Source organism: Blastococcus sp. SYSU DS0753 (assembly GCF_054051175.1).
The window spans coordinates 248,117-274,144 of record NZ_JBJHAT010000002.1 but is presented as its reverse complement, the minus strand read 5'-3'; the positions used below and the strand labels follow the sequence as shown (position 1 = coordinate 274,144).

At 73.6% G+C, this 26,028-nt stretch carries 24 protein-coding genes; 12 read left to right on the top strand and 12 right to left on the bottom strand.

All coding sequences use genetic code 11. The features are described from left to right. Positions 1 to 113: 113 nt before the first annotated feature. The 4 genes from ACI799_RS03270 to ACI799_RS03255 all read right to left on the bottom strand — a co-directional run bounded on the left by ACI799_RS03270 (position 114) and on the right by ACI799_RS03255 (position 2,776). A complete protein-coding gene (locus ACI799_RS03270) occupies positions 114 to 1,010 on the bottom strand; it encodes a glutamate ABC transporter substrate-binding protein (protein ID WP_456589362.1) in 897 nt (298 codons plus the stop codon). A 23-nt stretch (positions 1,011 to 1,033) separates the two neighbouring features. Continuing rightward, positions 1,034 to 1,789, bottom strand: coding sequence for an amino acid ABC transporter ATP-binding protein (locus ACI799_RS03265; protein ID WP_456589363.1), 756 nt, complete (start codon positions 1,787 to 1,789; stop codon positions 1,034 to 1,036). An 82-nt stretch (positions 1,790 to 1,871) separates the two neighbouring features. Beyond that, positions 1,872 to 2,153: a helix-turn-helix domain-containing protein gene (locus ACI799_RS03260; RefSeq protein ID WP_456589364.1), complete on the bottom strand. Its 282-nt coding sequence runs from the start codon at positions 2,151 to 2,153 to the stop codon at positions 1,872 to 1,874. After that, on the bottom strand, positions 2,150 to 2,776 hold the full coding sequence (locus ACI799_RS03255) for a DUF2975 domain-containing protein (RefSeq protein ID WP_456612441.1): 627 nt from the start codon (positions 2,774 to 2,776) through the stop codon (positions 2,150 to 2,152). The genes ACI799_RS03260 and ACI799_RS03255 overlap by 4 nt, the downstream gene beginning before the upstream one ends. A 72-nt stretch (positions 2,777 to 2,848) precedes the next feature. On the opposite strand from ACI799_RS03255, the gene miaB reads away from it, so the two are divergent. Further along, the gene (gene miaB, locus ACI799_RS03250; protein ID WP_456598769.1) at positions 2,849 to 4,330 is read left to right on the top strand and encodes a tRNA (N6-isopentenyl adenosine(37)-C2)-methylthiotransferase MiaB; all 1,482 of its coding nucleotides are present in this window, start codon (positions 2,849 to 2,851) and stop codon (positions 4,328 to 4,330) included. A gap of 73 nt (positions 4,331 to 4,403) precedes the next feature. Here the strand turns inward: miaB and ACI799_RS03245 are convergent, their stop codons facing one another. Next, positions 4,404 to 5,909, bottom strand: a complete 1,506-nt coding sequence (locus ACI799_RS03245) for a DUF349 domain-containing protein (protein WP_456612440.1) — start codon at positions 5,907 to 5,909, stop codon at positions 4,404 to 4,406. A 40-nt stretch (positions 5,910 to 5,949) separates the two neighbouring features. On the opposite strand from ACI799_RS03245, the gene ACI799_RS03240 reads away from it, so the two are divergent. The 3 genes from ACI799_RS03240 to dapF are packed head-to-tail and all read left to right on the top strand — an operon-like array spanning position 5,950 to position 8,497. Beyond that, positions 5,950 to 6,675 carry a hypothetical protein gene (locus ACI799_RS03240; protein ID WP_456612439.1) on the top strand — a complete coding sequence of 242 codons (726 nt, stop codon included), beginning with the start codon at positions 5,950 to 5,952 and terminating at the stop codon, positions 6,673 to 6,675. Next, on the top strand, positions 6,672 to 7,628 hold the full coding sequence (miaA, locus tag ACI799_RS03235) for a tRNA (adenosine(37)-N6)-dimethylallyltransferase MiaA (RefSeq protein ID WP_456612438.1): 957 nt from the start codon (positions 6,672 to 6,674) through the stop codon (positions 7,626 to 7,628). Before ACI799_RS03240 ends, miaA begins: the two co-directional genes overlap by 4 nt. Beyond that, positions 7,625 to 8,497: a diaminopimelate epimerase gene (gene dapF / locus ACI799_RS03230; RefSeq protein WP_456612437.1), complete on the top strand. Its 873-nt coding sequence runs from the start codon at positions 7,625 to 7,627 to the stop codon at positions 8,495 to 8,497. Before miaA ends, dapF begins: the two co-directional genes overlap by 4 nt. 4 nt (positions 8,498 to 8,501) lie before the next feature. On the opposite strand, the gene ACI799_RS03225 is transcribed toward dapF, so the two are convergent. Beyond that, the gene (locus ACI799_RS03225) at positions 8,502 to 8,708 is read right to left on the bottom strand and encodes a hypothetical protein (protein WP_456612436.1); all 207 of its coding nucleotides are present in this window, start codon (positions 8,706 to 8,708) and stop codon (positions 8,502 to 8,504) included. A gap of 114 nt (positions 8,709 to 8,822) precedes the next feature. Between ACI799_RS03225 and hflX the strand changes: the two genes are divergently transcribed. From hflX to ACI799_RS03210, 3 genes are read left to right on the top strand one after another with little or no spacing between them, the layout of a single operon-like run. Further along, entirely contained in the window at positions 8,823 to 10,313 is a 1,491-nt protein-coding gene (hflX, locus tag ACI799_RS03220; protein WP_456589372.1) for a GTPase HflX, read from the top strand. 58 nt (positions 10,314 to 10,371) lie between these two features. Beyond that, on the top strand, positions 10,372 to 11,094 hold the full coding sequence (locus ACI799_RS03215; protein WP_456589373.1) for a phosphatase PAP2 family protein: 723 nt from the start codon (positions 10,372 to 10,374) through the stop codon (positions 11,092 to 11,094). After that, positions 11,066 to 12,097, top strand: a complete 1,032-nt coding sequence (locus ACI799_RS03210) for a hypothetical protein (protein WP_456612435.1) — start codon at positions 11,066 to 11,068, stop codon at positions 12,095 to 12,097. The genes ACI799_RS03215 and ACI799_RS03210 overlap by 29 nt, the downstream gene beginning before the upstream one ends. A gap of 3 nt (positions 12,098 to 12,100) precedes the next feature. Here ACI799_RS03210 and lexA read toward each other — a convergent pair whose 3' ends face one another. After that, the gene (lexA, locus tag ACI799_RS03205; protein WP_456612434.1) at positions 12,101 to 12,868 is read right to left on the bottom strand and encodes a transcriptional repressor LexA; all 768 of its coding nucleotides are present in this window, start codon (positions 12,866 to 12,868) and stop codon (positions 12,101 to 12,103) included. A 421-nt stretch (positions 12,869 to 13,289) separates the two neighbouring features. Between lexA and ACI799_RS03200 the strand changes: the two genes are divergently transcribed. The 5 genes from ACI799_RS03200 to ACI799_RS03180 all read left to right on the top strand — a co-directional run bounded on the left by ACI799_RS03200 (position 13,290) and on the right by ACI799_RS03180 (position 19,507). Then, positions 13,290 to 13,586, top strand: coding sequence for a LysM peptidoglycan-binding domain-containing protein (locus ACI799_RS03200; RefSeq protein ID WP_456598761.1), 297 nt, complete (start codon positions 13,290 to 13,292; stop codon positions 13,584 to 13,586). A 125-nt stretch (positions 13,587 to 13,711) separates the two neighbouring features. Then, a complete protein-coding gene (locus tag ACI799_RS03195; protein ID WP_456598760.1) occupies positions 13,712 to 14,464 on the top strand; it encodes a hypothetical protein in 753 nt (250 codons plus the stop codon). A 516-nt stretch (positions 14,465 to 14,980) separates the two neighbouring features. Next, positions 14,981 to 15,502 carry a transcriptional regulator NrdR gene (gene nrdR, locus ACI799_RS03190; RefSeq protein WP_456589378.1) on the top strand — a complete coding sequence of 174 codons (522 nt, stop codon included), beginning with the start codon at positions 14,981 to 14,983 and terminating at the stop codon, positions 15,500 to 15,502. 144 nt (positions 15,503 to 15,646) lie between these two features. After that, the gene (locus ACI799_RS03185; protein WP_456612433.1) at positions 15,647 to 18,529 is read left to right on the top strand and encodes a vitamin B12-dependent ribonucleotide reductase; all 2,883 of its coding nucleotides are present in this window, start codon (positions 15,647 to 15,649) and stop codon (positions 18,527 to 18,529) included. A 252-nt stretch (positions 18,530 to 18,781) separates the two neighbouring features. Then, positions 18,782 to 19,507 carry an IclR family transcriptional regulator gene (locus ACI799_RS03180; protein WP_456589380.1) on the top strand — a complete coding sequence of 242 codons (726 nt, stop codon included), beginning with the start codon at positions 18,782 to 18,784 and terminating at the stop codon, positions 19,505 to 19,507. Positions 19,508 to 19,583: 76 nt separating this feature from the next. Here ACI799_RS03180 and ACI799_RS03175 read toward each other — a convergent pair whose 3' ends face one another. The 5 genes from ACI799_RS03175 to ACI799_RS03155 all read right to left on the bottom strand — a co-directional run bounded on the left by ACI799_RS03175 (position 19,584) and on the right by ACI799_RS03155 (position 26,017). Then, a complete protein-coding gene (locus ACI799_RS03175; RefSeq protein WP_456589381.1) occupies positions 19,584 to 21,032 on the bottom strand; it encodes an aldehyde dehydrogenase family protein in 1,449 nt (482 codons plus the stop codon). A 67-nt stretch (positions 21,033 to 21,099) separates the two neighbouring features. Further along, the gene (gene fahA, locus ACI799_RS03170; protein WP_456589382.1) at positions 21,100 to 22,314 is read right to left on the bottom strand and encodes a fumarylacetoacetase; all 1,215 of its coding nucleotides are present in this window, start codon (positions 22,312 to 22,314) and stop codon (positions 21,100 to 21,102) included. Then, entirely contained in the window at positions 22,311 to 23,189 is an 879-nt protein-coding gene (locus ACI799_RS03165) for a hypothetical protein (protein ID WP_456589383.1), read from the bottom strand. The genes fahA and ACI799_RS03165 overlap by 4 nt, the downstream gene beginning before the upstream one ends. Then, entirely contained in the window at positions 23,186 to 24,391 is a 1,206-nt protein-coding gene (locus tag ACI799_RS03160) for a cupin domain-containing protein (protein WP_456589384.1), read from the bottom strand. Before ACI799_RS03160 ends, ACI799_RS03165 begins: the two co-directional genes overlap by 4 nt. An 18-nt stretch (positions 24,392 to 24,409) precedes the next feature. Further along, positions 24,410 to 26,017 (bottom strand): FAD-dependent monooxygenase, encoded by a 1,608-nt coding sequence (locus tag ACI799_RS03155; protein ID WP_456612432.1) that lies wholly within the window; start codon positions 26,015 to 26,017, stop codon positions 24,410 to 24,412. Between the last annotated feature and the right edge of the window lie 11 nt (positions 26,018 to 26,028).

The following is a 26,028-nucleotide window of genomic DNA, read 5'->3' as shown; positions in this document are numbered from 1 at the left end:
CCCCGGGGGGAGTTTTTTTTTGAGCTGCACACCCCCCCCCCGGGGGGGGGGGGGGGGGGGGGGGGGGGGGGGGGGGGGGGGCCCCCCCCCCCCCCCCCCCGCGCCGGAGATTGTCAGTAGCGGTCGACGTCCGGCGGCTGGGGGGCCTCCTGGCCGCTGATGGCGCCGGCGGTGCGGTCCCAGGCGTCCGCCCAGGCGCCGCTCTCGTAGGCCTCTTCCAGCGTGTCGTTGATGAACGCGCGGAACTCGTCGTCACCCTTCGGCACGCCGATGCCGTACGGCTCCTCGGTGAACGGGTTGCCCACGAGCTCGAACGCGCCGTCGCTGCCGGCGACCAGGCCGGTGAGGATGACGTTGTCCGTGGTCACGGCGTCGACCTGGCCGTTGGCCAGGGCGTCGGCGCACTTGGAGTAGACGTCGAACAGCGTCAGGGTCGCCTCCGGGTAGTTGTCCCGGATGTTCTGTGCCGGCGTGGAGCCCTCCACCGAGCAGACGTTCTTGCCCGCCAGGTCCTCGGGGCCCTCGATGCCCTCCGGGTTGCCGGCCGCCACCATGATGTCCTGGCCGGCCTCGTAGTACGGCCCGGCGAAGTCGATCAGCTCCTTGCGGGCGTCGTTGATGGTGTAGGTCGCCACCACCATGTCGACCTGGCCGTTCTGGAGGAAGGGCTCGCGGTTGGCCGAGACGGTCTCGGTCCACTCGATGTCCTCGGGTGCGATGCCGAGTTCGGCGGCGATGATCTTGGCGATCTCGACGTCGAAGCCCTCAGGGGTCTCGGTGTTGGGGTTGAGGAGCCCGAACCCGGGCTGGTCGAACTTGGTGCCGACGGTGATGGACCCCGCCTCGGCCAGTTCGGCCATCGTGGTGCCGGCTTCGAAGTCGACCTCCTCCTGCACCTCGACGGTCGAGTCGGCGGCGTCCTCTGCCTGGTCGCCGGCCTCGCTGCCACCGCAGGCGGTGAGCATGAGGCCGAGGGCCGCGAGCGAGGCGGCGTAGCGGGTGGTGCGCATGAGCTGTCCTTCCGTAGGGACGGTCAGTGGTTCAGGATCTTGGACAGGAAGTCCTTGGCCCGGTCGGAGCTCGGGTTGCTGAAGAACGTCTCGGGGTCGGACGACTCCACGATCCGGCCGCCGTCCATGAACACGACGCGGTTGGCGGCCTTCCTCGCGAAACCCATCTCGTGGGTGACGACGATCATCGTCATGCCCTCGGCCGCCAGGCCGACCATCACGTCGAGCACCTCGCTGATCATCTCGGGGTCCAGGGCCGAGGTCGGCTCGTCGAAGAGCATGACCTTCGGGTCCATGGCGAGGGCCCGCGCGATCGCCACCCGCTGTTGCTGGCCACCCGAGAGCTGAGCCGGGTACTTGTCCGCCTGGGCGCCCACGCCCACCCGGTCCAGCAGCTCGCGGGCGCGCTTCTCGGCGTCCACCTTGGAGCGCTTGCGCACCTTGATCGGCCCCAGGGTGACGTTCTCGAGGATCGTCTTGTGCGCGAAGAGGTTGAAGCTTTGGAAGACCATGCCGACGTCGGCGCGCAGGCGGGCGAGCTGCTTGCCCTCCTCGGGCAGCCGCTCGCCGTCGATGACGATCTCGCCCCTCTCGATCGACTCGAGGCGGTTGATCGCGCGGCACAGCGTCGACTTGCCCGACCCCGACGGGCCGATGACGACGACGACCTCCCCGCGGGCGATCTCGAGGTCGATGTCCTGCAGCACGTGCAGGTCGCCGAACCACTTGTTCACGCCGGACAGGCGGACGAGAGGCTCTCCGGTCGTACGGCTGGTCACCCTGGGGACCCTAAGGGTGGGAGGTCGCGGTTCCCGCACCGCGCGATCACGAAGGCGTAACGAACCCCGGTAGGTCGCGCGCTCACGGCTCGGTGTCCGCCCGTTCGGGTGACCGCTCCGGCGCGACGGAGAAGAGATCGCCCGGCTGGCAGCCCAGCGCGCCGCAGACCGCGGTCAGCGTGGAGAACCGGACGGCGCGCGCCCGCCCGTTCTTGAGCACCGACAGGTTGACCACCGAGACGCCGACGCGTTCCGAGAGCTCGACCAGCGTCATGCCCCGCTCGTCCAGGAGCCGGTCCAGGTGGCACACCACGCGGTGGGCGGCGTCCTCGTCGGGGGCCGGCTCGCCCAGGCGGGGGCTCACACGGTCCCCTCGACCTCGTCCTCCAGCGCGCGCCCGCGGCGGAAGGCCTCGGCCGCGGCCAGGAGGGCGAGGGCCAGCCCGATCGGCGTGAACGGGATCGTGACCTCGAACAGGACGAGCGGGGAGTCGGGCCCGGCCAGGTCGAGGTGCTCGAGCACGGCGGTGGCGACCACTCCCTCGGCCATGGGCACCACCAGGCCGCCGAGGACGACGGCCGCGGCGAGGCCGGCCAACCGGCCGGGGTTGCGCCGGTCGAAGGGGTGCCCGTCGTGGATGGCCCAGAGCACCCGCGCCAGCAGCCATGCGCCGACAGCGACGGCGATCGCGCTCAGCGAGGCCGGCAGCTCGGTGAGCGCCCGCAGCCCGGCCGGGAGGTCGGAGGCGACCAGCGTCGACTCCGGCGTGGAGTCGACGACCCAGACGCCCTCCGGCAGCCCGGGCAGGTCGAGCGCGCGGTCCCCGGCCGGTTCGGCCGCGTTCACCGTGATGCTGCCGCCCGGCTGGGTGAGCTGGTTGATCGGCTGCACCACCGCGAAGAGGGCCGCGACGCCGGCGACGACGAACAGGACGGCGGCGCCCAGGTTCGTGCCGGTGCGGCCGAGGAAGGGGCGGCTCGTCGTCATGGCGCGGACCATAACGAAAATCGATAACAACGACAATCGTTGTGCCAACCGCGACGTACCCTTCCTCCTGTCATGAGCAGCCTTGTGGAGAGCCCCGCCCCGCGCACCTACCGGGTGCGCACCTACGGGTGCCAGATGAACGTGCACGACTCCGAGCGGCTGTCCGGCCTCCTGGAGCAGGCGGGGTACACCGCCGCGGCGGACGGGGACGACGCCGACGTCGTCGTCCTCAACACCTGCGCCGTGCGCGAGAACGCCGACAATCGCCTCTACGGCAACCTCGGGCACCTCCGCCCGGTCAAGGACGCCCGCCCCGGCATGCAGATCGCCGTCGGCGGCTGCCTCGCGCAGAAGGACCGCGGCGAGATCGTCCGGCGGGCGCCGTGGGTCGACGTCGTCTTCGGCACCCACAACGTCGGCTCGCTGCCGGCTCTTCTGGAGCGGGCCCGGCACAACGCCGAGGCGCAGGTGGAGATCGCCGAGGCGCTGGAGGTCTTCCCCTCGACCCTGCCCGCGAAGCGGGACTCGGCCTACTCCGGCTGGGTGTCGATCAGCGTCGGCTGCAACAACACCTGCACGTTCTGCATCGTCCCGGCGCTGCGCGGCAAGGAGAAGGACCGCCGTCCCGGCGAGATCCTGGCCGAGGTGCAGGCGCTGGTCGACCAGGGCGTGCTCGAGGTGACCCTGCTCGGGCAGAACGTGAACAGCTACGGCAGCGACTTCGGTGACCGTGGCGCGTTCGCCGACCTGCTGCGGGCCACCGGCCGCATCGAGGGGCTGGAGCGGATCCGGTTCACCAGCCCGCACCCGGCGATGTTCACCGACGACGTCATCGCCGCCATGGCCGAGACGCCGGCGGTCTGCCACCAGCTGCACATGCCGCTGCAGTCCGGCTCGGACGACGTCCTCAAGCGGATGCGCCGCGCCTACCGGCAGGAGCGCTACCTCGGGATCATCGACCGGGTGCGCGCCGCCATGCCCGACGCCGCGATCACCACCGACATCATCGTCGGGTTCCCGGGGGAGACGGAGGAGGACTTCCAGCAGACCCTGGACGTCGTCCGGCAGGCGCGGTTCGCCAGCGCCTTCACCTTCCAGTACTCCAAGCGGCCGGGCACGCCCGCCGCCGAGATGGAGGGGCAGCTGCCCAAGGAGGTCGTGCAGGAGCGCTACCTCCGGCTGACCGCGCTGCAGGACGAGATCAGCTGGGACGAGAACCGGAAGCTCGTCGGCGCGCGGGTGGAGCTGCTCGTGGCCGCGGGGGAGGGGAGCAAGGACGCCGCGCGCGGCCGGCTCTCCGGCCGTGCCCGCGACGGGCGGCTCGTGCACTTCACGGCGGCCGACGGGGTGCGCCCCGGCGACGTCGTCGAGACCGTCGTCACCCAGGCCGCGCCGCACCACCTGGTCGCCGACGGCCCGCTGCTGTCCCACCGGCGCACCCGCGCCGGGGACGCGAGCGAGGCCGGGACCCGGCCCACGACCCCGGGCGTCTCGCTGGGCATGCCGCGGATCGGCGTCCCCGAGCCGCTCCCGGTGCTCACGACCGGCTGCTGAACCAGGGCACAGGAAGCTTTACCTACGGGATCGCGAGCAGAACCGTAGGTAAAGCTTCCTATGCCTGGCAGGGCTAGCGGCGAGCGGACTTCTCGGCCTCGGCCAGCCACTCCCGCCGGGTGGCGAGGTTCGCCTGCGCCTCGGCGATGCGGCGCTGGTCGCCCGCGGCCTCGGCCTTGGCCAGCTGCTCCTCGGCCTTGGTGACGGCGGCCCGCATCGAGGCGACCATCGGGTTCTCCGGGGCGGTGCGCACCCGGCCGGCGTCGGCGGCCCCGCGCACCTTCTGCTCCACGGCCTGCATCCGGTCCTCGAGCTGTCGCATCACCGCGCGCGGCACGTGCCCGATGGCGTCGTAGCGCTCCTGGATCTTCCGCAGCGCGTTCTGTGCCCCGCGCAGGTCCTTGCCCGGGTCGAGTTGCTCGGCCTCGGCCAGCAGCTCCTCCTTGGCCCGCTGGTTGGCGACCTGCTCGGCGTCACGCGCCTTGTCCTGCTCGGCGCGGGCGCTGAAGAACACGTCCTGCGCGGCGCGGAACTCCTTCCACAGGTCGTCGTCGCCGTCCCGGCCGGTGCGCGGCACGGCCTTCCAGCGGTCCATCAGCGAGCGCATCGCGGCGCTGGTGGAACCCCAGTCGGTGGACGTCGACAGCCGCCGCGCCTCGGCGATCAGCTCCTGCTTGGCCGCACGGGCCTCACCGCGCTGGGCGTCCAGCTGCGCGAAGTGGGCGCCGCGGCGGCGGCCGAAGGCGTCGCGGGCGGCGGCGAACCGGGACCACAGCGCGTCGTCGGTCTTGCGGTCGATGCCGCGGATGGTCTTCCACTCCTCGACGATCGCCTTGAGGCGGTCGCCGGCGGCCTTCCAGGACGTCGACTCGGCGGCGATCTGCTCGGCCTCGGCGGCCAGGGCCTCCTTGCGCGCCACCTGCGCCGCCCGGGCGGCGGCCTTCTCCGCCCGGTACTCGACGGCGGCGGCCTCGGCGGTCGCCACGATGGCGCCGGCCCGGGCGGCCAGCCCCTCGAGGTCGCCCACCGCGGCGGCGGTCGGGATCGACTCGGCCAGCGCCTGGGCCTTCGCCTTGATCTCGCCGGGGTTGCCGGTGTGCGCCTTGAGCCGGGCCTCCAGCAGCGACACCTCGGTGGCCAGGTCGTCGAAGCGGCGGCCGTAGTGGGCGAGCCCCGCCTCGGCGTCGCCCGCCTGCCACGAGCCGACCTCGCGCTCGCCGTCGGCGGTGCGCACGTAGACGGTGCCGTCCTCGTCGACCCGGCCCCACTGCGCCGGGTCGCTCACCACCCGCTCGACCGGAGGAGCCGCCGGGGCCGGGGCCGGCGTCGGCTCCGGGGTGGTCGCGGGTTCCGGCTCGGCCGCGGGTGCGGGCGCCGGCTCCGGTGCCGGCGCCGCGCCGGTGGGGTCGGCGAGGGCCGCCTCCGCGGGGGTCGGCGCCGCCGGCGTGCCGGCCGCGGGGGTCACCGCGTCGGCGCCGTCGGTCGGGGTCGCCGCCTCGGGGGCGGGGGTCTCGGGGGTCTCCGCAATCGGCGGAGCGGCCTGCTGCACCCCGTTGCCGGGGTCGTCCGTGCTCGACACGTCCGGCAGTGTCCCACGTCGCATCGGCGACACTGCTGCGGTGACCTCCCACCCCGGCGGCGTCCCGGCCCGGACGCCCCGCCCGTCGGCCGCCGTCGCCTTCTGCCCGTGCCCGCCGCTGCTGGTGCCGGCGGTGGAGGGGCGGCCCTTGCCCGAGACCGCCGCGCTGCGGTCGGCCTGCGCGGATGCGGTGACCGCCTTGCTCGGCGCCGCGCCGGAGGTGGTGGTCGTCGTGGGGCCCGGTGCGGCGCCCGGGGAACGCTTCGGGCCCGGCGACGGCGGTGACCTCCGCGGGTTCGGCGTCGACCTGGAGCTGCCCTTCGACGGGTGGTTGCGCCCGGGAGGTCTCCGGCTCCCCCTCGCGCATACCGTCGGTACCTGGCTGCTCGACCAGGCGTCGTTCGCCGGCACCCGCGTCGGGGTCGGGCCGGCCGACCTCGGGCAGCTGCTGCGGGACCTGCCGCCTCCGGTGGGCGTGCTCGCGATGGGCGACGGCTCGGCCCGGCGCTCGGTCAAGGCACCCGGGTACCTGGATCCGGCGGCCGAGCCGTTCGACGCCGCCGTCGCCACCGCCCTGGCGACGGGGGACACCGCCGGGCTGGCCGCGCTCGACCCGGCGGCGGGGGAGCGGCTCCTCGCCGCCGGCGTATCGGTCTGGCGGGCGGTGGGAGCCGCGCTCGCGGGCCGGCACGTCACCGCGCGGCTGCGGTACGACGGGGCGCCGTTCGGGGTGGGCTACCCGGTCGCCGACTGGGTGGTCGCGTGAGCGGAGCGCCCGGCGGCGGCGGACCAGTGGTCCCGACCCCGCCGCCGGTGGTCGCGATCGTCGGCCCGACGGCGACCGGCAAGACCGCGCTCGCCGTCGAGCTGGCCCGGCGGCTGGGCGGCGAGGTGGTGAACGCCGATTCGATGCAGCTCTACCGCGGCATGGACATCGGCACCGCCAAGCCCGACCTCGCCGAGCGCGGCGGGGTGCCGCACCACCTGCTCGACCTGTGGCACGTGCGCGAACCGGCATCGGTGGCCGAGTACCGGCGGCGAGCGCGAGCCGAGATAGACCGGCTGCGGGCCGCCGGCACCGTGCCGCTGCTCGTCGGCGGCTCGGGGTTGTACGTGCGCGCCGTCCTCGACGAGCTGGAGTTTCCGGGCACCGACCCGGTGGTCCGCGCCCGCCTGGAGGGGGAGCTCGCGGACGTCGGTCCGGCCGCGCTGCACGCCCGGCTGGCCGGGCTCGACCCGGCCGCCGCCGCGGCCGTCCTGCCCAGCAACGGCCGGCGGATCGTGCGCGCTCTCGAGGTGATCGAGCTGACCGGTGGGCCGTTCCGCGCCGAGCTCCCCGAGCCGCGCCCGCACTACCCGGCGGTGGTGCTCGGGCTGGACCGCGAACCCGCGGAGCTCGACGAACGGATCGCCGTCCGGGTCGACCGGATGTGGGCCGCGGGGTTCGTGGACGAGGTGGCGGCGCTCGCCGCCGACGGGCTCCGCGAGGGGCCGACGGCCTCCCGCGCCCTCGGCTACGCCCAGGTGCTGGCCCAGTTCGACGGCGCGCTGTCGGCCGAGGAGGCACGGGAGCGCACCGTCACCACGACCCGCAGGTTCGTGCGTCGGCAGCGGTCCTGGTTCCGGCGGGACGCCGCGACGACGTGGCTCGACGCCGCCCGGGCCGACCTGGCCGACGCAGCGACCGGGGTGATCACCGGCCGTACGATCGATCCGTGACCTCCTCGCCGCGCGTGCTGCTCGGGCACGGCACCGAGAACGACTTCGTGGTGCTGCCCGACCCCGACGGCACCGTGTGGGCCGGCGACCGGCTGGATGCCGCCATGGTGCGGCGGCTGTGCGAGCGCCGGGCCGGCCTGGGGGGCGACGGCGTGCTGCGGCTGGTGCGCAGCGCCCACGTGCCCGACGCTCCCGCCGTGCTGGGGGAGGACCTGTCCCGGTGCGAGTGGTTCATGGACCACCGCAACGCCGACGGCTCCTACGCGGAGATGTGCGGCAACGGCATCCGGCTGTTCCTGCACGCGCTGATCAGCGAGGGGCTCGTCGACCGCGCCGCCTGCGCCGACGGCCTGCTCGTCGGCACCCGGGGCGGGCCCCGCCGGGTGGGCGCCGGTGCCGACGGCGGCTACTGGGTCGACATGGGCCCCGCCCGCCCGTTCGGCGAGGGCGAGGCGCTGCTCGACGGCCGGGCGTTCGCCGGTCTCGCCGTCAGCATGGGCAACCCCCACCTGGCCTGCCTGACCGACGTGCCCGTCGAGCAGCTGGACCTGACCGGTACCCCGGCGTTCGACGAGGGGCTGTTCCCGGAGGGCGTCAACGTCGAGCTGGTGAACGTCCTGGAGCCGGGTGCCCACGTGCGGCTGCGGGTCAGCGAGCGCGGGGTGGGCGAGACGCGGTCGTGCGGCACCGGCGCCTGCGCCGCGGCCTACGCGGCCCTGCGTGCCGCGGGCGCCGACGAGGGCACGGTCGTCGTCGACGTCCCCGGGGGCCGCCTGTCGGTGCAGGTGACCCCCGGGACGACGGTCCTCAGCGGTCCGGCCGTGCTGGTGTCGGCCGGCACGCTGTGCCCGGAGTGGCTCCGGGCCTGAGGCGTCAGCGGCGGTCGTCGTCGGGCGGCAGCGGGACCATCGCGTCGTCGTCGCCGGTGGCCGGAGGGGTGGGTGGCGCCCCCCGGCCGCTGTCCTGGTCGGCGCCGGCACCCATCGGGTTGCGCGGCGGGCCGCCGATGCCCTCGGGGTCCCGGCCCGGGTCGTCCAGCTCGCTGTTCGAACCCAGCCGGCTCGATGCGCTCTCGCTCATCGGTTCCTCCTCCGTGCGTCGCGTTCGTCGCGCTGGCCCTACCCCTGCCGCCGGTCGGGATGCATCCGGGGCGTCGATGCGTTGTACCGGGCGATGACAACTCAGGTGCTTTCCATGCAGGACCGTGCCACGCTGGAGACGATGACGACCGCCCCCGACGCCCTGCCTCTCGACGAGCAGGCCGACCTCGACACCCGCTCCGCGCCCACCGGGCGGTGGGCCGAGGCCGACGACACCACCGGCTCCTACGCGCTCGAGGCGCGCGGCGCCCTGCGCCGGGTGGCCGGTCTCTCCACCGAGCTCGCCGACGTCACCGAGGTCGAGTACCGGCAGCTGCGACTCGAGCGCGTCGTGCTCGTCGGCGTCTGGACCGAGGGCACCCAGGCCGACGCCGACCGCTCGCTGGCCGAGCTGGCCGCCCTGGCCGAGACGGCGGGCTCGCAGGTGCTCGAGGCGGTCAGCCAGCGGCGCGACAAGCCCGACGCCGCCACCTACGTCGGCTCGGGCAAGGCCAACGAGATCCGCGACATCGTCGCCGCCACCGGCGCCGACACCGTGATCTGCGACGGTGAGCTCACCCCCGGCCAGCTCAACCAGCTGGAGAAGGTGCTCAAGGTCAAGGTCGTCGACCGGACGGCGCTGATCCTCGACATCTTCGCCCAGCACGCGACGAGCCGGGAGGGCAAGGCCCAGGTCGAGCTCGCCCAGATGCAGTACATGCTGCCGCGGCTGCGCGGTTGGGGTGAGTCGATGTCCCGGCAGGCCGGAGGCCGGGTCGCCGGCGGTGGCGGCATCGGTACCCGCGGACCGGGTGAGACGAAGATCGAGACCGACCGCCGGCGCATCCGCGCCCGGGTGAGCAAGCTGCGGCGGGAGATCGCCGGCATGGCGACCGCCCGCGCCACCCAGCGGGCGAGCCGGGGACGCAACGCCGTGCCGAGCGTGGCGATCGCCGGGTACACCAACGCGGGCAAGTCCAGCCTGCTCAACCAGCTCACCGGCGCCGGCGTGCTGGTGGAGAACGCGCTGTTCGCCACCCTCGACCCGACGGTGCGCCGGGCGCAGTCGCCGGACGGCCGGGAGTACACGCTCACCGACACCGTCGGCTTCGTGCGCCACCTGCCGCACCAGCTGGTGGACGCGTTCCGCTCCACGCTGGAGGAGGTCGCCGCGGCGGACCTGCTGCTGCACGTGGTCGACGGCTCCGACCCCGATCCGCTCGGCCAGATCGACGCCGTCCACGTCGTGCTGAGCGAGATCGACGCGGCGGCCGTGCCGGAGGTCATCGTCGTCAACAAGGTCGACGCGATGAGCGAGGAGGACATCCTCACCCTCCGCCAGGCCCTGCCGGGCGCGGTCTGGGTCTCGGCCCGCACCGGCGTCGGCATCGACGCCCTCCGCAAGCTGGTGGCCGAGCGGCTGCCGCACCCCGACGTCGAGGTCGACGTGCTCGTGCCCTACGAGCGCGGTGATCTCGTGGCCCGGGTGCACCGGGACGGCGAGGTGCTCGGCGAGCGGCACGAGGACGGCGGCACACGGCTCACCGCGCGGGTGGACGGCGCCCTCGCCGCGGTGCTCGAGGAGTTCGCGGTCCCGGTGGGCTGAGCTGGGGCGGTCGATCGGCTCGGATCACGATCCGGTCACGGGCCGGTACGGTGGCGGCGTGACCAGGGGCGCGGTGCGAGTGGCCGAGTCACCGCGCGCCGCCCCCGTGGTCCCGCCCGGCCGGCCGCCGTGGTGGCTGGTCGCCGTGGCGCTGCTGGTCGGCGTCCTCATCACCGCCGACCTGCTCCGCCACGGGCCGTCGGAGCGGATGGACCTCCGGGTGTCGGAGATCGTCAGCGACTGGGGCCTGCGGGACACGCCGGGCTACCCGGCGGTGTGGGTGGTCACGCAGCTCGGCGGGCGCGTGACCATCCTCGTCGTCCTCGCCGGCCTGGTCGGCTACCTGCTGTGGCGGCGCGGCACCTGGATGCCGGCCCTCCGCGTGCTGCTGGCGCTCGGGGTGCTGACCGCCGGGGTGTACGCGATCAAGCACGGGATCGGGCGGACGGCGCCGGCGTTCCCGGGCTCCTACTTCTTCCACGCCGACGGCGCCTCGTTCCCCTCCGGTCACGTCGCCAACGCAGTGCTCATGTGGGGGGTGGCCCGCTGGCAGGCGGTCGAGTACGGGCTCCCGCCGGCGGTACAGCGGACCTTCTGGTGGCTGAGCGTCGTCGGGCCGGTCGCCACTGGCGCGGCGATGGTGTCGCTGGACTTCCACTGGGTCACCGACGCGGTCGTGGGCGCCGCTGTCGGGATCGTCCTCCTGGGCGTGGTTCATGCACTGGACGCGATGGTTCTGTCACGCTTGGTACGTGCCCGAGCAGGCCAAGCGAGTTCCTAGCCGCGCCCGGCGGCGTCGGCTCGTCGTCGCGAGCGCCCTGACCGGCGCCCTGGCCGTGCTCGTCCCCGCGTCCGCGTCGGCGGAGGAGCCGGCGCCGGAGGTCCGGTGCGCCATCACGGACCCCCGACTCGCCGAGCTGTCCGGCCTGGTGGTGGTAGGAGAGCAGATGCTCGCCCTCAACGACGGCGGTGACCGGGTCGAAGTCCTCGGGCTCGATGCCGCCTGTGCGGTGGTCGACGTGCAGGCCGGGGCCGCGGACCCCTTCGACCCCGAAGACCTCGGCGTCGGCTCGGACGGGAGCGTCTGGATCGCCGACACCGGTGACAACGGCACGAGCCGTGCCACCGTCGCGCTGCATGTCCTCCGGCCCGACGGCGCGGCAGCGCTGCATCGGCTGACCTACCCCGACGGCGCGCACGACGCCGAGGCGCTGCTCCTGGCCCCGGACGGAACGCCGTACCTCGTGACCAAGGAAGTGCTCGGCTCCAGCGGGGTCTACCGGCCCGCCGCCGCGCTCGTCGACGGCGGCACTGTGCCAATGGAGCGGGTGGGCACGGTCAACGTCACCCTCACCGGAACCCCGGGTGGCCCCGTGGGTCGTGCGGGGCAGTTGCTGATCACCGGAGGTGCCGTTGCCGGCGACGGGAGCGCACTGGCGCTGCGCACCTACACGGACGCCTACGTGTGGCCGCTGTCCGGTTCGGACGTGCCCGGTGCGCTGGCCGGCGAACCGGTGCGGGTGGCGCTCCCCGAGTCGCCGCAGGGCGAGGCCGTCAGCTTCTCCGCCGACAACCGGGCGCTCGTGGTCGCGAGCGAGGGCCTGCCCAGCGCCGTCACCGTGGTTCCCCTGCCCGCCGCGAGCCCGACTCCCGCGGAGGACCCGCTGCCGTCCTTCGCGGAACTCACCCGCTCGGACCGCTCGCCGATCGCCTCGGCGCTGATCGCCGCCGTCGTCGCCACTCTCGTGATCTGGGTGGGCGGGAAACTGCGCCGCCGGACCTGACCCTCAGACCCGGCGCAGGACCGACACCACCCGCCCGAGGATCGTCGCCTCGTCTCCGGGAATCGGTTCGTAGGCCGGGTTGTGCGGCAGTAGCCACACGTGACCGTCCCGGCGCTTGTAGGTCTTCACCGTCGCCTCGCCGTCGATCATCGCCGCCACGATCTCCCCGTTCTCGGCGGTCGGCTGCTGGCGGACGACGACCCAGTCGCCGTCGCAGATGGCGGCCTCGACCATCGAGTCGCCGGCCACCTTGAGCATGAAGACGGTTCCCTCGCCGACCAGCTCGCGCGGCAGCGGGAAGACGTCCTCCACCGCCTGCTCGGCGAGCACCGGGCCACCGGCGGCGATCCGGCCCACGAGCGGGACATAGGCGGGCGCGGCGGCCTGCGCGCCGTCGCCGACCACGGGGGGTTCGACCGGTGCGGCGGTGGCCCGGCCGGCATCCCCGGGCAGTCGCACGTCCAGGGCGCGCGGCCGGTTGGGGTCGCGCCGCAGCCAGCCCTTCTTCTGCAGCACCGAGAGCTGGTGCGCGACCGAGGACGCCGAGGACAGCCCGACGGCCTCGCCGATCTCACGCACCGACGGGGGGTAGCCGCGCCGGTCGATGGAGTCGCGGATCACCTCGAGCACCCGCCGCTGCCGCTGGGTGAGCCCGTCCCCATCGGCCGCGCGGTCGGGAAAGGCCCGTACCGACGCCGAACCGTCCGCCGTCCCCGGGGCCACGCCCGCGGTGCCGCCCCGGTTGCCGGACGTCCTGCTCGAGTCCGCCACGTCTCCTCCTCGCCGGCTGCCCGCGCAGCTCTCGACCCTCGTCGTCGGAGGAACGGTAGCGCCGATCGGCGGCCACTTCAAACAGGTGTTCGAAACTTTCCCGTGTCGCTCCCCAAGTGTCGGTCCCATCCGGTAGACATCGGACAGGCGTTCGAATCGAACACACGTTCGGGTCCGGCGGGTGCCGGCCAGGAGGGCTGAACACATGACGAGCAGCACGGCACTGCGGGTCCGCGGCCAGGTGCCGGTCGACCCGGGGGAGCGGCGCGCCGGTCCGCCACCCGCCCGGCATCTCCGGGTGCTCCCGCCACCTCGCTCCTACGCGGAGATGTCCGAACTCCAGCCCGCGCCGGCTCGCGGCAGGACGAGCGGCCCGCGGGCGACGGTGGGGCGGTCGCCCGGCCGGGGGTGTCGGGGGCGGGTGGAGCAGCCGCCGCTCCGGTTGACGTCGCGCGGCCGTCGCGTGCTCGTGGTCCTCACCCTCCTCCTCGCCGCGGGCGTGATCGTCCTCGGCAGCGCCGTCCTCGGGGATGCGGGTGGCGGATTGGAGCTCATGGGGACGACCAATGTGATCGTCGAGCCGGGTGACACGCTCTGGTCCATCGCCGGCACGGTCGCCGACGGGCGCGATGTCCGCGACGTCGTCGTCGACATCCAGCGGCTGAACGGGCTCGGCTCCGCGGCCATCTCGCCTGGTCAGGTCCTCGTCCTGCCCTGACGGCCCCGCAGGGCTCGGTGCCTGCGCGCCAGGGCAAGGTGTTCACAACGCGGCTCGGCGACTTCGTCAACCCTCAGTACAGGCATGTTCACCGTGCGTGCTGGTCGGCCACCTACGGTACGTCCGTGTCCAGCGTCATGGAGAACCGCGCCGCCGTGTTCACCACTCGTCCCCAGGCCGTCGAGGTCCACCAGGCGGGTGCCTGGTGTGCGGGGGAGCTGTTGGGGTGGCGACACGACGACTCCGGCGCGTGCCAGATGTGGGTGCGGGTCGTCACCGGAGGCGAAGAGCAGGCGCTCTGGATCGACCTGGGGGATGTGCGGCTCCCGGAGTCGCCGGTCGTCGAGGTGTCCCCGGTGACGCAGGCGATGCCCGCCTCCCCGTCCGCGGCACCGCTCCGGGACGGTCCGTCGACCGATGTCGAGGCGACCGCCAGCCTGCCGCTGCTGCGCGACCGCTGTGAGCCGCGGACCGGTGCCCAGCGGCCGGGCGGTCGCCGGCGCGCGCCGGAGAGCGACCCCGTGCAGGCCGCGCCGGCGTCCTCGGTGCCGGTGCCTCCTCCGGGTCGGCACCGCGCTCCGGCCACCGAGTCCGGCCCGGTCGTGGGCCGGCACCGCGCCGCCGACACCGACCTCTTCCCGGCCGTCGTCGAGAGCGCGCCGGACGCGCAGTCCCCGACCCGTGAGGACCGACCGCGGGGCGGTGGCTGGTCGGTGCCCGCGGCCCGCTCCGCGAGCACGGTCGAGACCCGCTCCACGGCGAGCGGCTGGACCCCGCCGGCCGACGTCGACCAGGATCTCCTGACCCGCCCGATGCGGTTGAGTGACCAGATCCCGCACTCGCGGCGGCCCCGGGTGGGCGGCGCGGTCAGCGTCTGATCGTCGTTCGGCGGCCCTCGCCGCGTCGACCCCGTGGGGGTGCTCGGCGCCGCCGTCGCGTGCCCGCCGGGTCGCCCGTGGCCGGGTGCGGACCGCCCAGTTCGCCGATCGGTGTGCGGCCGGCGCGTGGTTCTGCGGGTCGGAACCGCGCATGAGCGCACAGCCTTGCCGGGGCGAGCGTCCCCGGGTCGTTCCTGCGGTGTGTCGCCGCGCTCGGCACCCTCTCCGGGGAGCGTCGGGCACGGAGTTCGGCGCGTCGTCGCGGCGTGTCCTGTGACAGCTGGGGACCGCTGTTCCGCCTGCGCACCGCAGTGTCGGGGCGGAACACGCCGACGGAACGATCACTTGCACATCTTGTGTGGCCCGTCCTAGGGTTCCCCTACATCTAGTAGTTACAGAGCTGTAAGCCCGTCCACAGGCTGGTCCTCAGGTTGTCCCCGGCGCATCCACCGGATGTCCCCAGGGGAGTGCACAGCCGGCCGGTGGCGGGCGCGGCGCGAAGGGAGGTGAACCACCGTGCGTTGCCCGTTCTGCCACAACGCCGACAGTCGGGTCATCGACTCGCGGGAGGCCGACGAGGGCGCCACCACCCGGCGTCGTCGCTCCTGTCCTGCGTGCGGGCGGCGGTTCACCACCGTCGAGGAGGCGGTGCTCGCCGTCGTCAAGCGCAACGGCGTCAGCGAGCCGTTCAACCGCAGCAAGGTGGTTGCCGGCGTCCGGCGGGCCTGCCAGGGCCGGCCGGTCGACGAGGGCCAGCTCAAGCTCCTCGCCCAGCAGGTGGAGGACGCCATCCGCGCCAGTGGCGCGGCGGAGGTGCCGAGCCACGAGGTCGGCCTGGCCATCCTCGGCCCGCTGCGCGAGCTGGACGAGGTGGCCTACCTCCGGTTCGCCAGCGTCTACCGCTCCTTCACCTCGGTGGCCGACTTCGAGCGGGAGATCGCCGAGCTGAAGGCCCGGCAGCCCGCCGCGCCGCCGGGGGAGACGGGCCCGCCCGAGCCCCGGCGACCCGTTCCGTCCGGCACCGGCGCCGGCACCTGAGAACTGTCGGTGCCACCCGATAGACAGCAGTTCGAGCAGTTACCGATCGCGGCTCTTCCCCAGCCCCCGATCCACCACCGCGCAGCACCACCGCGCAGCCCCGCGAAGCACCACGCGACACACGACCAGGGAGAGCTCCACACCATGACCGAGACCGACGACCGCGTGGCCGGCGCCCGCCCCCGCCGCAGCGCCAAGACTCCCAGCCGGGCCAAGGGCCTCAAGATCAAGCGCGTCTTCACCACCGCTGGTGTGCACCCGTACGACGAGGTGACCTGGGAGCGTCGTGACGTCGTCATGACCAACTGGCGGGACGGCTCGATCAACTTCGAGCAGCGCGGTGTCGAGTTCCCGGCCGAGTGGAGCATCAACGCCACCAACATCGTCACCACGAAGTACTTCCGCGGCGCCGTCGGCACCCCGCAGCGCGAGACCAGCCTGCGCCAGCTCATCGACCGCGTGGTGCTCACCTACACCGAGGCCGGCCGCGAGCACGGCTACTTCGCCACCGAGGGCGACGCCGAGGTCTTCGAGCACGAGCTGACCTGGATGCTGCTGCACCAGTACTTCAGCTTCAACTCGCCGGTCTGGTTCAACGTCGGCACGAACGCGCCGCAGCAGGTCAGCGCCTGCTTCATCCTCGCCGTCGACGACGAGATGGACTCGATCCTGAACTGGTACCGCGAGGAGGGCCTGATCTTCAAGGGCGGCTCCGGTGCCGGCCTGAACCTCTCCCGCATCCGCTCCTCCAAGGAGCTGCTCTCCTCCGGCGGCACGGCCTCCGGCCCGGTCAGCTTCATGCGCGGCGCCGACGCCTCCGCCGGGACCATCAAGTCCGGTGGCGCCACCCGCCGCGCGGCGAAGATGGTCGTCCTCGACATCGACCACCCCGACATCGAGGAGTTCATCGAGACCAAGGCGCGCGAGGAGGACAAGATCCGCGCGCTGCGCGACGCCGGGTACGACATGGACCTCGGTGGCAAGGACATCACCAGCGTCCAGTACCAGAACGCCAACAACTCGGTCCGCGTCTCCGACGAGTTCATGCGCGCGGTGGAGGAGGGCGACGAGTTCGGCCTGCGGGCCCGCCTCGACGGCTCGGTCATCGAGACCGTCGACGCCAAGTCGCTGTTCCGCAAGGTCACCCAGGCCGCCTGGGAGTGCGCCGACCCGGGCATCCAGTACGACGACACGATCAACGACTGGCACACCAACCCCGAGACCGGCCGCATCAACGCGTCCAACCCGTGCTCGGAGTACATGAGCCTGGACAACAGCTCGTGCAACCTGGCGTCGCTGAACCTCATGAAGTTCCTCAAGGACGACGGCACGTTCGACGCCAAGAACTTCGTGAAGGCCGTCGAGTTGGTCATCACCGCGATGGACATCTCGATCTGCTTCGCCGACTTCCCGACCGAGCCGATCGGCGAGACGACCCGCGCCTACCGGCAGCTGGGCATCGGCTACGCCAACCTGGGCGCCCTGCTCATGGCGACCGGCCACGCCTACGACTCGCGCGGTGGCCAGACGCTGGCCGCGGCGATCACCTCGCTGATGACCGGCACCGCCTACCGGCGCTCGGCCGAGCTCGCCGGCATCGTGGGGGCCTACGAGGGCTTCGCCCGCAACGCCGACGCGCACGCCCGGGTCATGCGCAAGCACGCCGCGGCCAACGACGCGATCCGCCCGGTGGGCGCCGACGACGCCGACGTGCTGAAGGTCGCCACCCAGCAGTGGCAGGAGTGCCTGGAGATCGGCGCCGAGAACGGCTGGCGCAACGCCCAGGCCTCGGTGCTGGCCCCCACCGGCACGATCGGTTTCATGATGGACTGCGACACGACCGGCATCGAGCCGGACTTCTCGCTGGTCAAGTTCAAGAAGCTGGTCGGCGGCGGCTCCATGCAGATCGTCAACCAGACGGTGCCGCGGGCGCTGCGGAGCCTGGGCTACCAGGAGGAGCAGATCGAGGCGATCGTCGAGTACATCGCCGAGCACGGCCACGTCGTCGATGCCCCGAGCCTGCGCCCGGAGCACTACGAGGTGTTCGACTGCGCCATGGGTGAGCGGGCCATCTCCCCGATGGGCCACGTCCGCATGATGGCCGCGGTCCAGCCCTTCATCTCCGGCGCGATCAGCAAGACGGTCAACATGCCGGAGACGGCGACCGTCGAGGACGTCGAGACGATCTACTTCCAGGGCTGGAAGATGGGTCTCAAGGCGCTGGCGATCTACCGCGACAACTGCAAGGTCGGCCAGCCGCTGTCCGGCGGCAAGGGCAAGAACGACGGCACCAAGGACGAGGTGAAGGCCGAGGCGACGGCGCCGGCCGCGCTGGCGCACCCGGTGCGCAAGCGGCTGCCGAAGAAGCGGACGAGCGTCACCACCTCGTTCAGCGTCGCCGGGGCCGAGGGCTACATGACCGCCGGGATGTACGAGGACGGCAGCCTCGGTGAGGTCTTCCTGAAGCTCGGCAAGCAGGGGTCGACCCTCGCCGGCGTGATGGACGCCTTCTCCATCTCGCTGTCCATCGCGCTGCAGCACGGTGTTCCGCTGGAGACCTACATCCAGAAGTTCACCAACATGCGCTTCGAGCCGGCCGGCATGACCGACGACCCGGACATCCGGATCGCCCAGTCGGTGATGGACTACATCTTCCGTCGCCTGGCGCTGGACCACCTGCCGGTCGAGAAGCGGGCCGGGCTCGGCATCTTCACGGCCGAGGAGCGCGCGGCCCAGGTGGCCGGGTACGACACCTCTGCCTCGACCGCCGCGGTCGTCGAGGAGGAGGAGGTCGACCTGGAGCAGCTGCGCGGCTCCGCGCCGATCGAGAGCGCTCCGGCCAAGGAGAAGGTCACCCCGGAGGGTCCGAAGTCGGTCAAGGAGGCGCACTCCTCGGCCGAGCTCCTCGAGCTGGTCACCGGCACCGCCACCGACGCGCCGCTGTGCATGACCTGCGGCACGAAGATGCGCCCGGCCGGCAGCTGCTACGTCTGCGAGGGCTGCGGCTCCACCAGCGGCTGCAGCTGAGATGAACGGCCAGGAGGACTTCCGCTGAATCGGACGCCTTCTCCCGCCTGAGGGCAGGAGCGCCCGATCCCGGTCGGCGGGAGACCTCCTCGGCCAGCACGGCTCGCCCACCGGCCCGGCTCTGCTCGGCAGAGCCGGGCCGGTGGCATGTCCACGGCCGGAACGACGCCACCGGCGGACGGTCGGCGGCCGTGATGACGGAGCGGCGACTCAGCCGGGGTGCGGGTGGCCGCGGCGGGCGACCGTAGGCTGGTGGCGGTACCGATCACGCTCGGAAGGACGACGATGTCGGACGGCGAGGGCGCGAGCGCGCCGCAGTCACAGACGCTCGACCGCGGCATCCGCATCCTCGAGCACCTGGCTGCCACCGGCAGTCCCCAGCCGATCGCCGACATCGGGCAGGCGCTCGGTCTGCACCGGTCCATCACCTACCGCCTGCTCCGGACGCTCGAGGACCACCAGCTCGTCGAGCGCGACGCGGTCGGCCGGTACTGGCTGGGGCTGGGGATGGCCGGCCTGGCGCGCGGTGTGCGCAGCGACCTCCAGACCGCCGCCCTGCCGCGGCTCAACGCGCTCGTGGCGGAACTGGCCATGACCGCCTTCCTCGTCGTCCGGACCGGCGACGAGGCGGTCACGGTGGCCACCGTCGAGCCGCAGGACGCGTCCGCGCACGTGGTGTACCGGCCCGGCACCCGCCACCCCGTCGGCCGGGGAGCGCCCGGGCTGGCGCTGCTCATGCCCGAGCCCCCCGCCCCCGACGACCGCGACGCGCTGCGGGAGGCCCGGCGGGTCGGCTGGGCCTCCTCGCACGGCGAGGTGATCCCCGGCCTGCGATCGATCGCCGCGCCCGTGGTGGGCCCCGACGGCGGGCAGCGAGCGGCGCTCGCCGTGGTCTTCGTCGACGACACCGCCGACGTGGCCCGGATCGGGCGCGCCGTCGTCGAGGCGGCCGAGAAGGTCGGCGCCGCGCTCCGCTGACCCGCGCGGAGGACGCCGCTGCCCCGGCACCCGTGGGGGATGCCGGGGCAGCGGCGGCGCGAACCGGGACCCGGGCTCAGCCGTTGATGACCTGCGGAACCGCGACCGCCTTCAGCCCCTCCACCCCGAACTCGAGCCCGTAGCCGGACTTCTTGACCCCGCCGAAGGGGATCATCGGGTGCACGGTGCCGTGCGAGTTGATCCAGACGGTGCCGGCCTGCAGCCGCGCCGCCACGGCGCGCGCCGCTGCCCGGTCACTGCTCCACACCGAGGCGCCCAGGCCGACGTCGAGCCGGTTGGCCATCGCCACCGCCTGGTCGACGTCCTCGTACCGGATGATCGGCAGCGCCGGGCCGAACTGCTCCTCCGCCACCAGCGGGTTGTCGTCGGCCACGTCGGTGACGATCGTGGTCGGGTAGAAGTACCCGGCCGCGTCGGGGTCGGGGTCCCCACCGAGGAGCACCGTCGCGCCGGAGTCCCGCGCCGCCTCGACCAGCCGGGCGACGATGTCGAACTGCGCGCGGTTCTGCAGCGGGCCCAGCACGTTCTGCTCGTCCAGGCCCCGGCCCATGGGCATCGCCTTCGCCACGTCGACCAGCGCGGCGACGACCTCGTCGTAGACGTCGGTGTGCACGTAGAGCCGCTTGAGCGCGGCGCAGGTCTGCCCGGTGTTGATGAACGCGCCCCAGAACAGGCCCTCGGCGATGGCGCGGGGGTCGACGTCGGGCAGCACGATGCCGGCGTCGTTGCCGCCGAGCTCGAGGGTCAGCCGCTTCACCGTGTCCGCCGAGCTCTTGATGATCGCCTGCCCGGTGGCGGTCGAGCCGGTGAACATCAGCTTGTCGACGTCGGGGTGGCTGGACAGGCGGGCCCCGATCTCCCGCCCCCCGGCCACGACGGAGAGCACGTCGGCGGGCAGCACCCCGCTGAGCACGTGGACGAGGGCCAGCACGCTCAGCGGCGTGTACTCCGAGGGCTTGACCACCACGGTGTTGCCCATCCGCAGGGCGGGCGCGACCTGCCAGACGGTGATCATCATCGGCCAGTTCCACGGTCCGATGGCGCCGACGACACCGACCGGGCGGTAGTGCAGCTCCGCGTGCACCTCGCCGTCGTCGACCACTGTCTCGACCGGCAGCTCGGTGGCAGCGGTGGCGCGCAGCCAGGCCGCGCAGGCGCCGACCTCGAACCGGGCGTTGGGACCGTTGAGCGGCTTGCCCTGCTCGCGGGAGAGCAGCTCGGCGAGCGGCTCCGCGTACGCCTCGACCGCGTCCGCGGCACGCAGCAGCAGCTCGATGCGCTCCGCGTCGGTGCGGGCCGCCCACGCCGGCTGGGCGGCGCGGGCACGGGCGACGGCGTCGTCGAGGTCCGCGACGGACTGCTCCGGGGCGCGGCCGACGACCTCGCCGGTCGCGGGATCCAGGATCTCCCGGCCACCGGGATCGACGACGGCGGCCAGCAGGCTCTCGCACGTCGGGGTCTCCGGCGTGGTCGTAACGGGCTCGGTCACGGTCGGGGTGGTCATCGTCGTCCTCCGGGGTGGGGGGCTGGGGCGGTGCCGAACGGGTCGCCGGCGGTCGGGACGGTGGTGCTCACGGCGCGGGCACGGGTTCGACCCGGCCGGTGACCTCGCCGAAGGAGATCCGGCGACCGCCGGTTCCCGGCGCGGTGGCGGTGAGGGTGACGACGTCGCCGTCCTCGAGAAAGGTGCGGCTGGTGCCGTCGGGCAGCTGCACCGGCTGCTTCCCGCCCCAGGACAGCTCGATGAACGAGCCGCGCTGGTCCTCGGCCGGGCCGGACACGGTGCCCGAGGCGAACAGGTCGCCGGTGCGCAGGCTCGCGCCGTTGACCGTCATGTGCGCCAGCTGCTGGGCGGGGGTCCAGTACATGAGGCCGAACGGCGGGCAGGACACCAGCTGGCCGTTGAGCCGCACCTCGATGGCGATGTCCAGTCCCCAGTGCTCCTCGGTGGTGTCGTCCAGGTAGGGGAGCGGCCGCGGATCGCGCGGGGGCGGGGAGACCCGGGCCGCCTCCAGCGCGGCGAGGGGCACGACCCACGGCGAGACCGAGGTGAGGAAGGACTTGCCGAGGAACGGCCCCAGGGGCACGTACTCCCACGCCTGCAGGTCCCGGGCCGACCAGTCGTTGACCAGGCAGACGCCGAAGACGTGCTCCGGGAAGGCGCCCAGCGGCACCGGCCGGCCGAGCGACGAGGGGGCGCCGACGACGAACCCCACCTCCGCCTCGATGTCCAGCCGCTGCGAGGGCCCGAACGTGGGCGCCTCGTCGGTCGGGGCCTTGCGCTGCCCGCTGGGCCGCACGACCGGGGTGCCGGAGACCTGCACCGTCCCGGCGCGGCCGTGGTAGCCGATGGGCAGGTGCTTCCAGTTGGGGGTCAGCGGCGGCGAGTCCGGCCGGAACATCCGGCCGAGGTTCTCCGCGTGGTGCTGGGAGCTGTAGAAGTCGACGTAGTCGGCGACGTCGAACGGCAGGTGCAGCGTCACCTCCGCGCGCGGCAGCAGGTGCGGCTCGACGGCGCCCCGGTGCGCCGGGTCCGCGAGCAGCTCCTGCAGCCGGTCGCGCAGTGCGTTCCAGGTCTCCCGCCCCCGGCTCATGAGCGCGTTGAGCGTCGGTGCGGCGAGCGCGTCGGCGGCGGGGACGTCCAGCCGGGAGACGTCGAGGACGGAGTCGCCGATGGCGACACCGATCCGGCGGGGGCCGTCGGGCTCGGTGGAGAAGACGCCGTAGGGCAGGTTCTCCGGCCCGAAGCCCGTGCCGTCGGGGAGCTCCAACCAGGTGGCGCTCATGCCAGGGTCCGTTCCGGGGCGGCCAGCAGGCCGAGCGCCACCAGGTCCTCGACGGGCTCGGTCACGCTGCACGTGCCGAAGGAGGTGAACAGCGACCGCACCCGGTGCACCCGGTCGGCCGGCCAGGTGCGCACGGCCGAGGCGACCGTGCCCGGGTCGGTCTCGCCGAGCCAGTCCGCCGCCACGGCCGCCGGGGCCCCCGAGCTGAGCGCGGAGACGGCCAGCAGCACGTTGAGGAAGCCGTGGTGCGCGAAGCCGGTCGCCGGGGCGGTGTGCCGCACGGCGTGGTGCAGGCCGGCGGTGCACTTGAACGGCACGCTCCGCGCGATGCACGCCTGCAGGCTGTCGGCCAGCTCGGCGGAGGAGGGGAACAGCTCCGCCGACACGCCACCGGTGCGCAGCTTGGCCCGATAGCGGGTGCCGGCCAGCACGTCGAGGACGGCGTCGCGGGCGGTGGTCCGCGGCAGCTCCAGCGCCGCGGGCACCCCTTCGGGGAGGACGTCGTCCAGGGCGCGCAGCGCCTCGGCGGCGGCCGCGGCGTCGGGCGTCACCGGCACCTCGACCGCAGCCAGCGCCAGGCGCGGCTCGGCGGCGACCCGGGCGGCGGCGGCCGGGAGGTCACCGGCCGCCGCGATCAGCGAGACGTCGACGGCGGGTCCGTCGCCGACCTCGGCCACCAGCTCGTCGAGCCGGGCCGCGGGGACCACGAACGGCCCGACCAGTCCACCGAGGCGGTCGCGCAGCGCGCGGTGCTGCGGAACGGCCGCCGGCATCGGCGCGTTCCCGGGTGGGAACAGTGCGGCGTCGTCGAACAGGCCGTCGAACAGCGGCGTCGTCGCCGGTGCCGGGGCGGGCGGGTGCACCGGGGCCGTCACGCCGACGGCCCCCGTCCCGACCAGGACCACGCGTACTTGCCGTCGTCGACGGCGGTGCCGCCCTCGCCGAGGTCGAGCGGGCGGAACGTGTCGACCATGACGGCGAGCTCGTCGAAGAACTCGACACCGAGGGAGCGCTCGACGGCGCCGGGCTGCGGGCCGTGGCTGTGCCCGCCCGGGTGCAGGCTGATCGAACCCTTGCCGATGCCCGAGCCCTTGCGGGCCTCGTAGTCGCCGTCGACGTAGAACATGACCTCGTCGGAGTCGACGTTGGAGTGGTAGTAGGGCACCGGCACCGCCTCGGGGTGGTAGTCCACCTTCCGCGGCACGAAGTTGCAGATGACGAAGTTGGAACCCTCGAACACCTGGTGCACCGGCGGCGGCTGGTGCACCCGGCCGGTGATCGGCTCGAAGTCGGCGACGTTGAAGACGTAGGGGTAGAGGCAGCCGTCCCAGCCCACGACGTCGAACGGGTGCTCCGGGACGACGTGGATCGTGCCGGCGAGGCCCCCCGGGCCGGCGCCGCGGTGCTTGACGTAGACCTCGACGTCGCTGCCGTCGGCCAGCAGCGGCTCGGCGGGGCCGCGCAGGTCGCGCTCGCAGTAGGGGGCGTGCTCGAGGAACTGGCCGTAGCGGGAGAGGTAGCGCTTGGGCGGCGCGATGTGGCTGTTGGCCTCGATCGCATAGGTGCGCACCGGCTCCTCGCCGGTCGGGATCCAGCGGTGGGTGGTGGTCCGCGGGAGGACCACGTAGTCGCCCGGTCCCACGTCGAGGGAGCCGAACACCGTCTCCACCGTGGCGGTGCCGCGCTCGACGTAGACGCACTCGTCGCCGGTGGCGTTCCGGTAGTACGGCGAGGTCGCCGAGGAGACGGCGTAGGAGATCCGCACGTCGCCGTTGCCGAGGACCAGCCGGCGGCCGGTGACCGGGTCGGTGGCCTTGTGCTCCTCGCCGGGGAAGAGGTCGTGCAGCTTCAGGTGGCGGGGCACCAGGGGGGCGTTGGGGGTCAGCGTCTGGTCGGGCAGCTCCCAGGGGCGGGCGTCGACGATGGCCGACGGGACGCCGCGGTGGTAGAGCAGCGAGGAGTCGGAGGAGAAGCCCTCCTCGCCGACCAGTTCCTCGTAGTACAGGCCGCCGTCGGGACGGCGGAACCGGGTGTGCCGCTTCGGTGGGACCTGGCCCACCTGCCGGTAGAACGCCATGGGGTACTCCTTCGGGGATCAGGCGGGAACGGGAGCGGGGAGCGGGCGGGCCAGCAGCCGGGCCACCGCGGTGCCTCGGTCGGCCGGGTCGGTGAGCACGGCGGCGACGTGGGCGTCCGGGCGCAGCACCCACACCTCGCCGGGGTGTGCACCGAGGGCCTTGCGCAGCAGGCCGCCGGGGTCGAGATCGGTCATGCGGTGGACGGTCACCGGCAGGTCGCCGAGGTCGGGCAGCGCCGGCGCGTCTGCGTCGTCGCCGAGCAGGACGGTGACGCCTTCCCGGGCGAGCTGGCGGAGCCGGACCAGGTCGGGTCGGCCGGCCACCGTCACCGGGCAGTCGGGGACGAGCACCCCGGGCGCCGGGACGGGGACGTCGCCGCGCGCGGGCCGGCCGGGGAACGGGCGCGCCGGGTCAGGGGTGGTGAGCGGCGAGTCGACGTACCAGAAGGGCTCGGCCAGCCGGCCGGAGTCGACCTGCGCACGGGCCGCGGGGTCACCGGCCGCCCGCTCGAGGACGTCGAGCCGGTGGCGGGCCTCGGCCTCGTCGCGGGGCACCAGGAAACGCATCGTCGCCGTGGTGACGTCGATGTTCTCCACCGCCGCGGCGTGCCGCTCGTCGTGATAGCTCTCCAGGAGCCCCTCCGGAGCCCAGCCACGGCGGACGAAGGCGATCTTCCAGGCGGCGTTCTCGGCGTCGAGGACCCCCGAGTTCAGCCCGCGCGCGCCGAAGGGCGAGACCAGGTGCGCCGCGTCGCCGGCGACCAGCACCCGCCCGACCCGCATGCGGTCGACCACCCGGGAGTGGAAGCGGTAGACCGACTTCCACACGATCTCGTAGGGCCGGTCCCCGATGACCTGGCGGATCCGCCGGTCGAGGCCGCCCGAGGCCTCCTCGGTGGCGAGGTCGAAGTCCTGTGGCACCTGCCAGTCGATGCGGAACGTCGAGTCCGGGCAGGGGTGGATGAGGACCTGCCGGCCGGGGTTCCACTCGGGGTCGAAGTAGAACCGCCGCTCGGTCTCCCAGCCGGGCAGGTCGGTGCGGATGTCGCAGATGAGGAAGGAGTCCTCGAACGACTCCCCGGGGAAGGTGAGCCCGAGCATCGAGCGCAGGGCGTCGCCGCGCGGGCCGGGGCAGGCCACGGCGTGCGAGCCGGTGACGAGCACCTCGCCGTCCTCGGTCCGGCAGGCCACCGTCACCCCGGTGCCGTCCTGGTGCAGGCCGGTCACCCGGTGACCCCACCGGACGTCGATCAGCGGCGAGGCGGCGATGCGCTCGTCGAGCAGCGCCTCGGTCTCGCACTGCGACACGTTGACGAACGGGGGGAAGGGGGATCGGCCACGGTCGGCGAAGGTGAAGGAGAACAGCTCGGCGTCGCGGTGGAAGGTCCGGGCGGTCGTCCAGGTCACCCCCCGGCGGGCGATCTCGGCGCCGACGCCGACGGCGTCCCACACGTCGAGCACGTCACGCTGCTGGCAGATCGCCTTGCTGCCGATCGGGTCGCGCTCGGGCCGCGCGTCGAGCACGACGACGCGCAGACCCCAGCGGGCGAGCAGGAGCGCGGCGGTCTGGCCGACCGGGCCGGCGCCCAGCACCAGCACCGGCGGTCCGGGGACGGGAGTGGTCATGGGGATCTCCT

What these genes read in the sequence shown, in the direction of transcription:
- ACI799_RS03270 (WP_456589362.1), bottom strand. Translation starts at nt 1,010, where the DNA reads ATGCGCACCACCCGCTACGCCGCCTCGCTCGCGGCCCTCGGCCTCATG.
- ACI799_RS03255 (WP_456612441.1), bottom strand. Translation starts at nt 2,776, where the DNA reads ATGACGACGAGCCGCCCCTTCCTCGGCCGCACCGGCACGAACCTGGGC.
- miaB (WP_456598769.1), top strand. Translation starts at nt 2,849, where the DNA reads ATGAGCAGCCTTGTGGAGAGCCCCGCCCCGCGCACCTACCGGGTGCGC.
- ACI799_RS03225 (WP_456612436.1), bottom strand. Translation starts at nt 8,708, where the DNA reads ATGAGCGAGAGCGCATCGAGCCGGCTGGGTTCGAACAGCGAGCTGGAC.
- hflX (WP_456589372.1), top strand. Translation starts at nt 8,823, where the DNA reads ATGCAGGACCGTGCCACGCTGGAGACGATGACGACCGCCCCCGACGCC.
- ACI799_RS03185 (WP_456612433.1), top strand. Translation starts at nt 15,647, where the DNA reads ATGACCGAGACCGACGACCGCGTGGCCGGCGCCCGCCCCCGCCGCAGC.
- ACI799_RS03175 (WP_456589381.1), bottom strand. Translation starts at nt 21,032, where the DNA reads ATGACCACCCCGACCGTGACCGAGCCCGTTACGACCACGCCGGAGACC.
- fahA (WP_456589382.1), bottom strand. Translation starts at nt 22,314, where the DNA reads ATGAGCGCCACCTGGTTGGAGCTCCCCGACGGCACGGGCTTCGGGCCG.
- ACI799_RS03160 (WP_456589384.1), bottom strand. Translation starts at nt 24,391, where the DNA reads ATGGCGTTCTACCGGCAGGTGGGCCAGGTCCCACCGAAGCGGCACACC.
- ACI799_RS03155 (WP_456612432.1), bottom strand. Translation starts at nt 26,017, where the DNA reads ATGACCACTCCCGTCCCCGGACCGCCGGTGCTGGTGCTGGGCGCCGGC.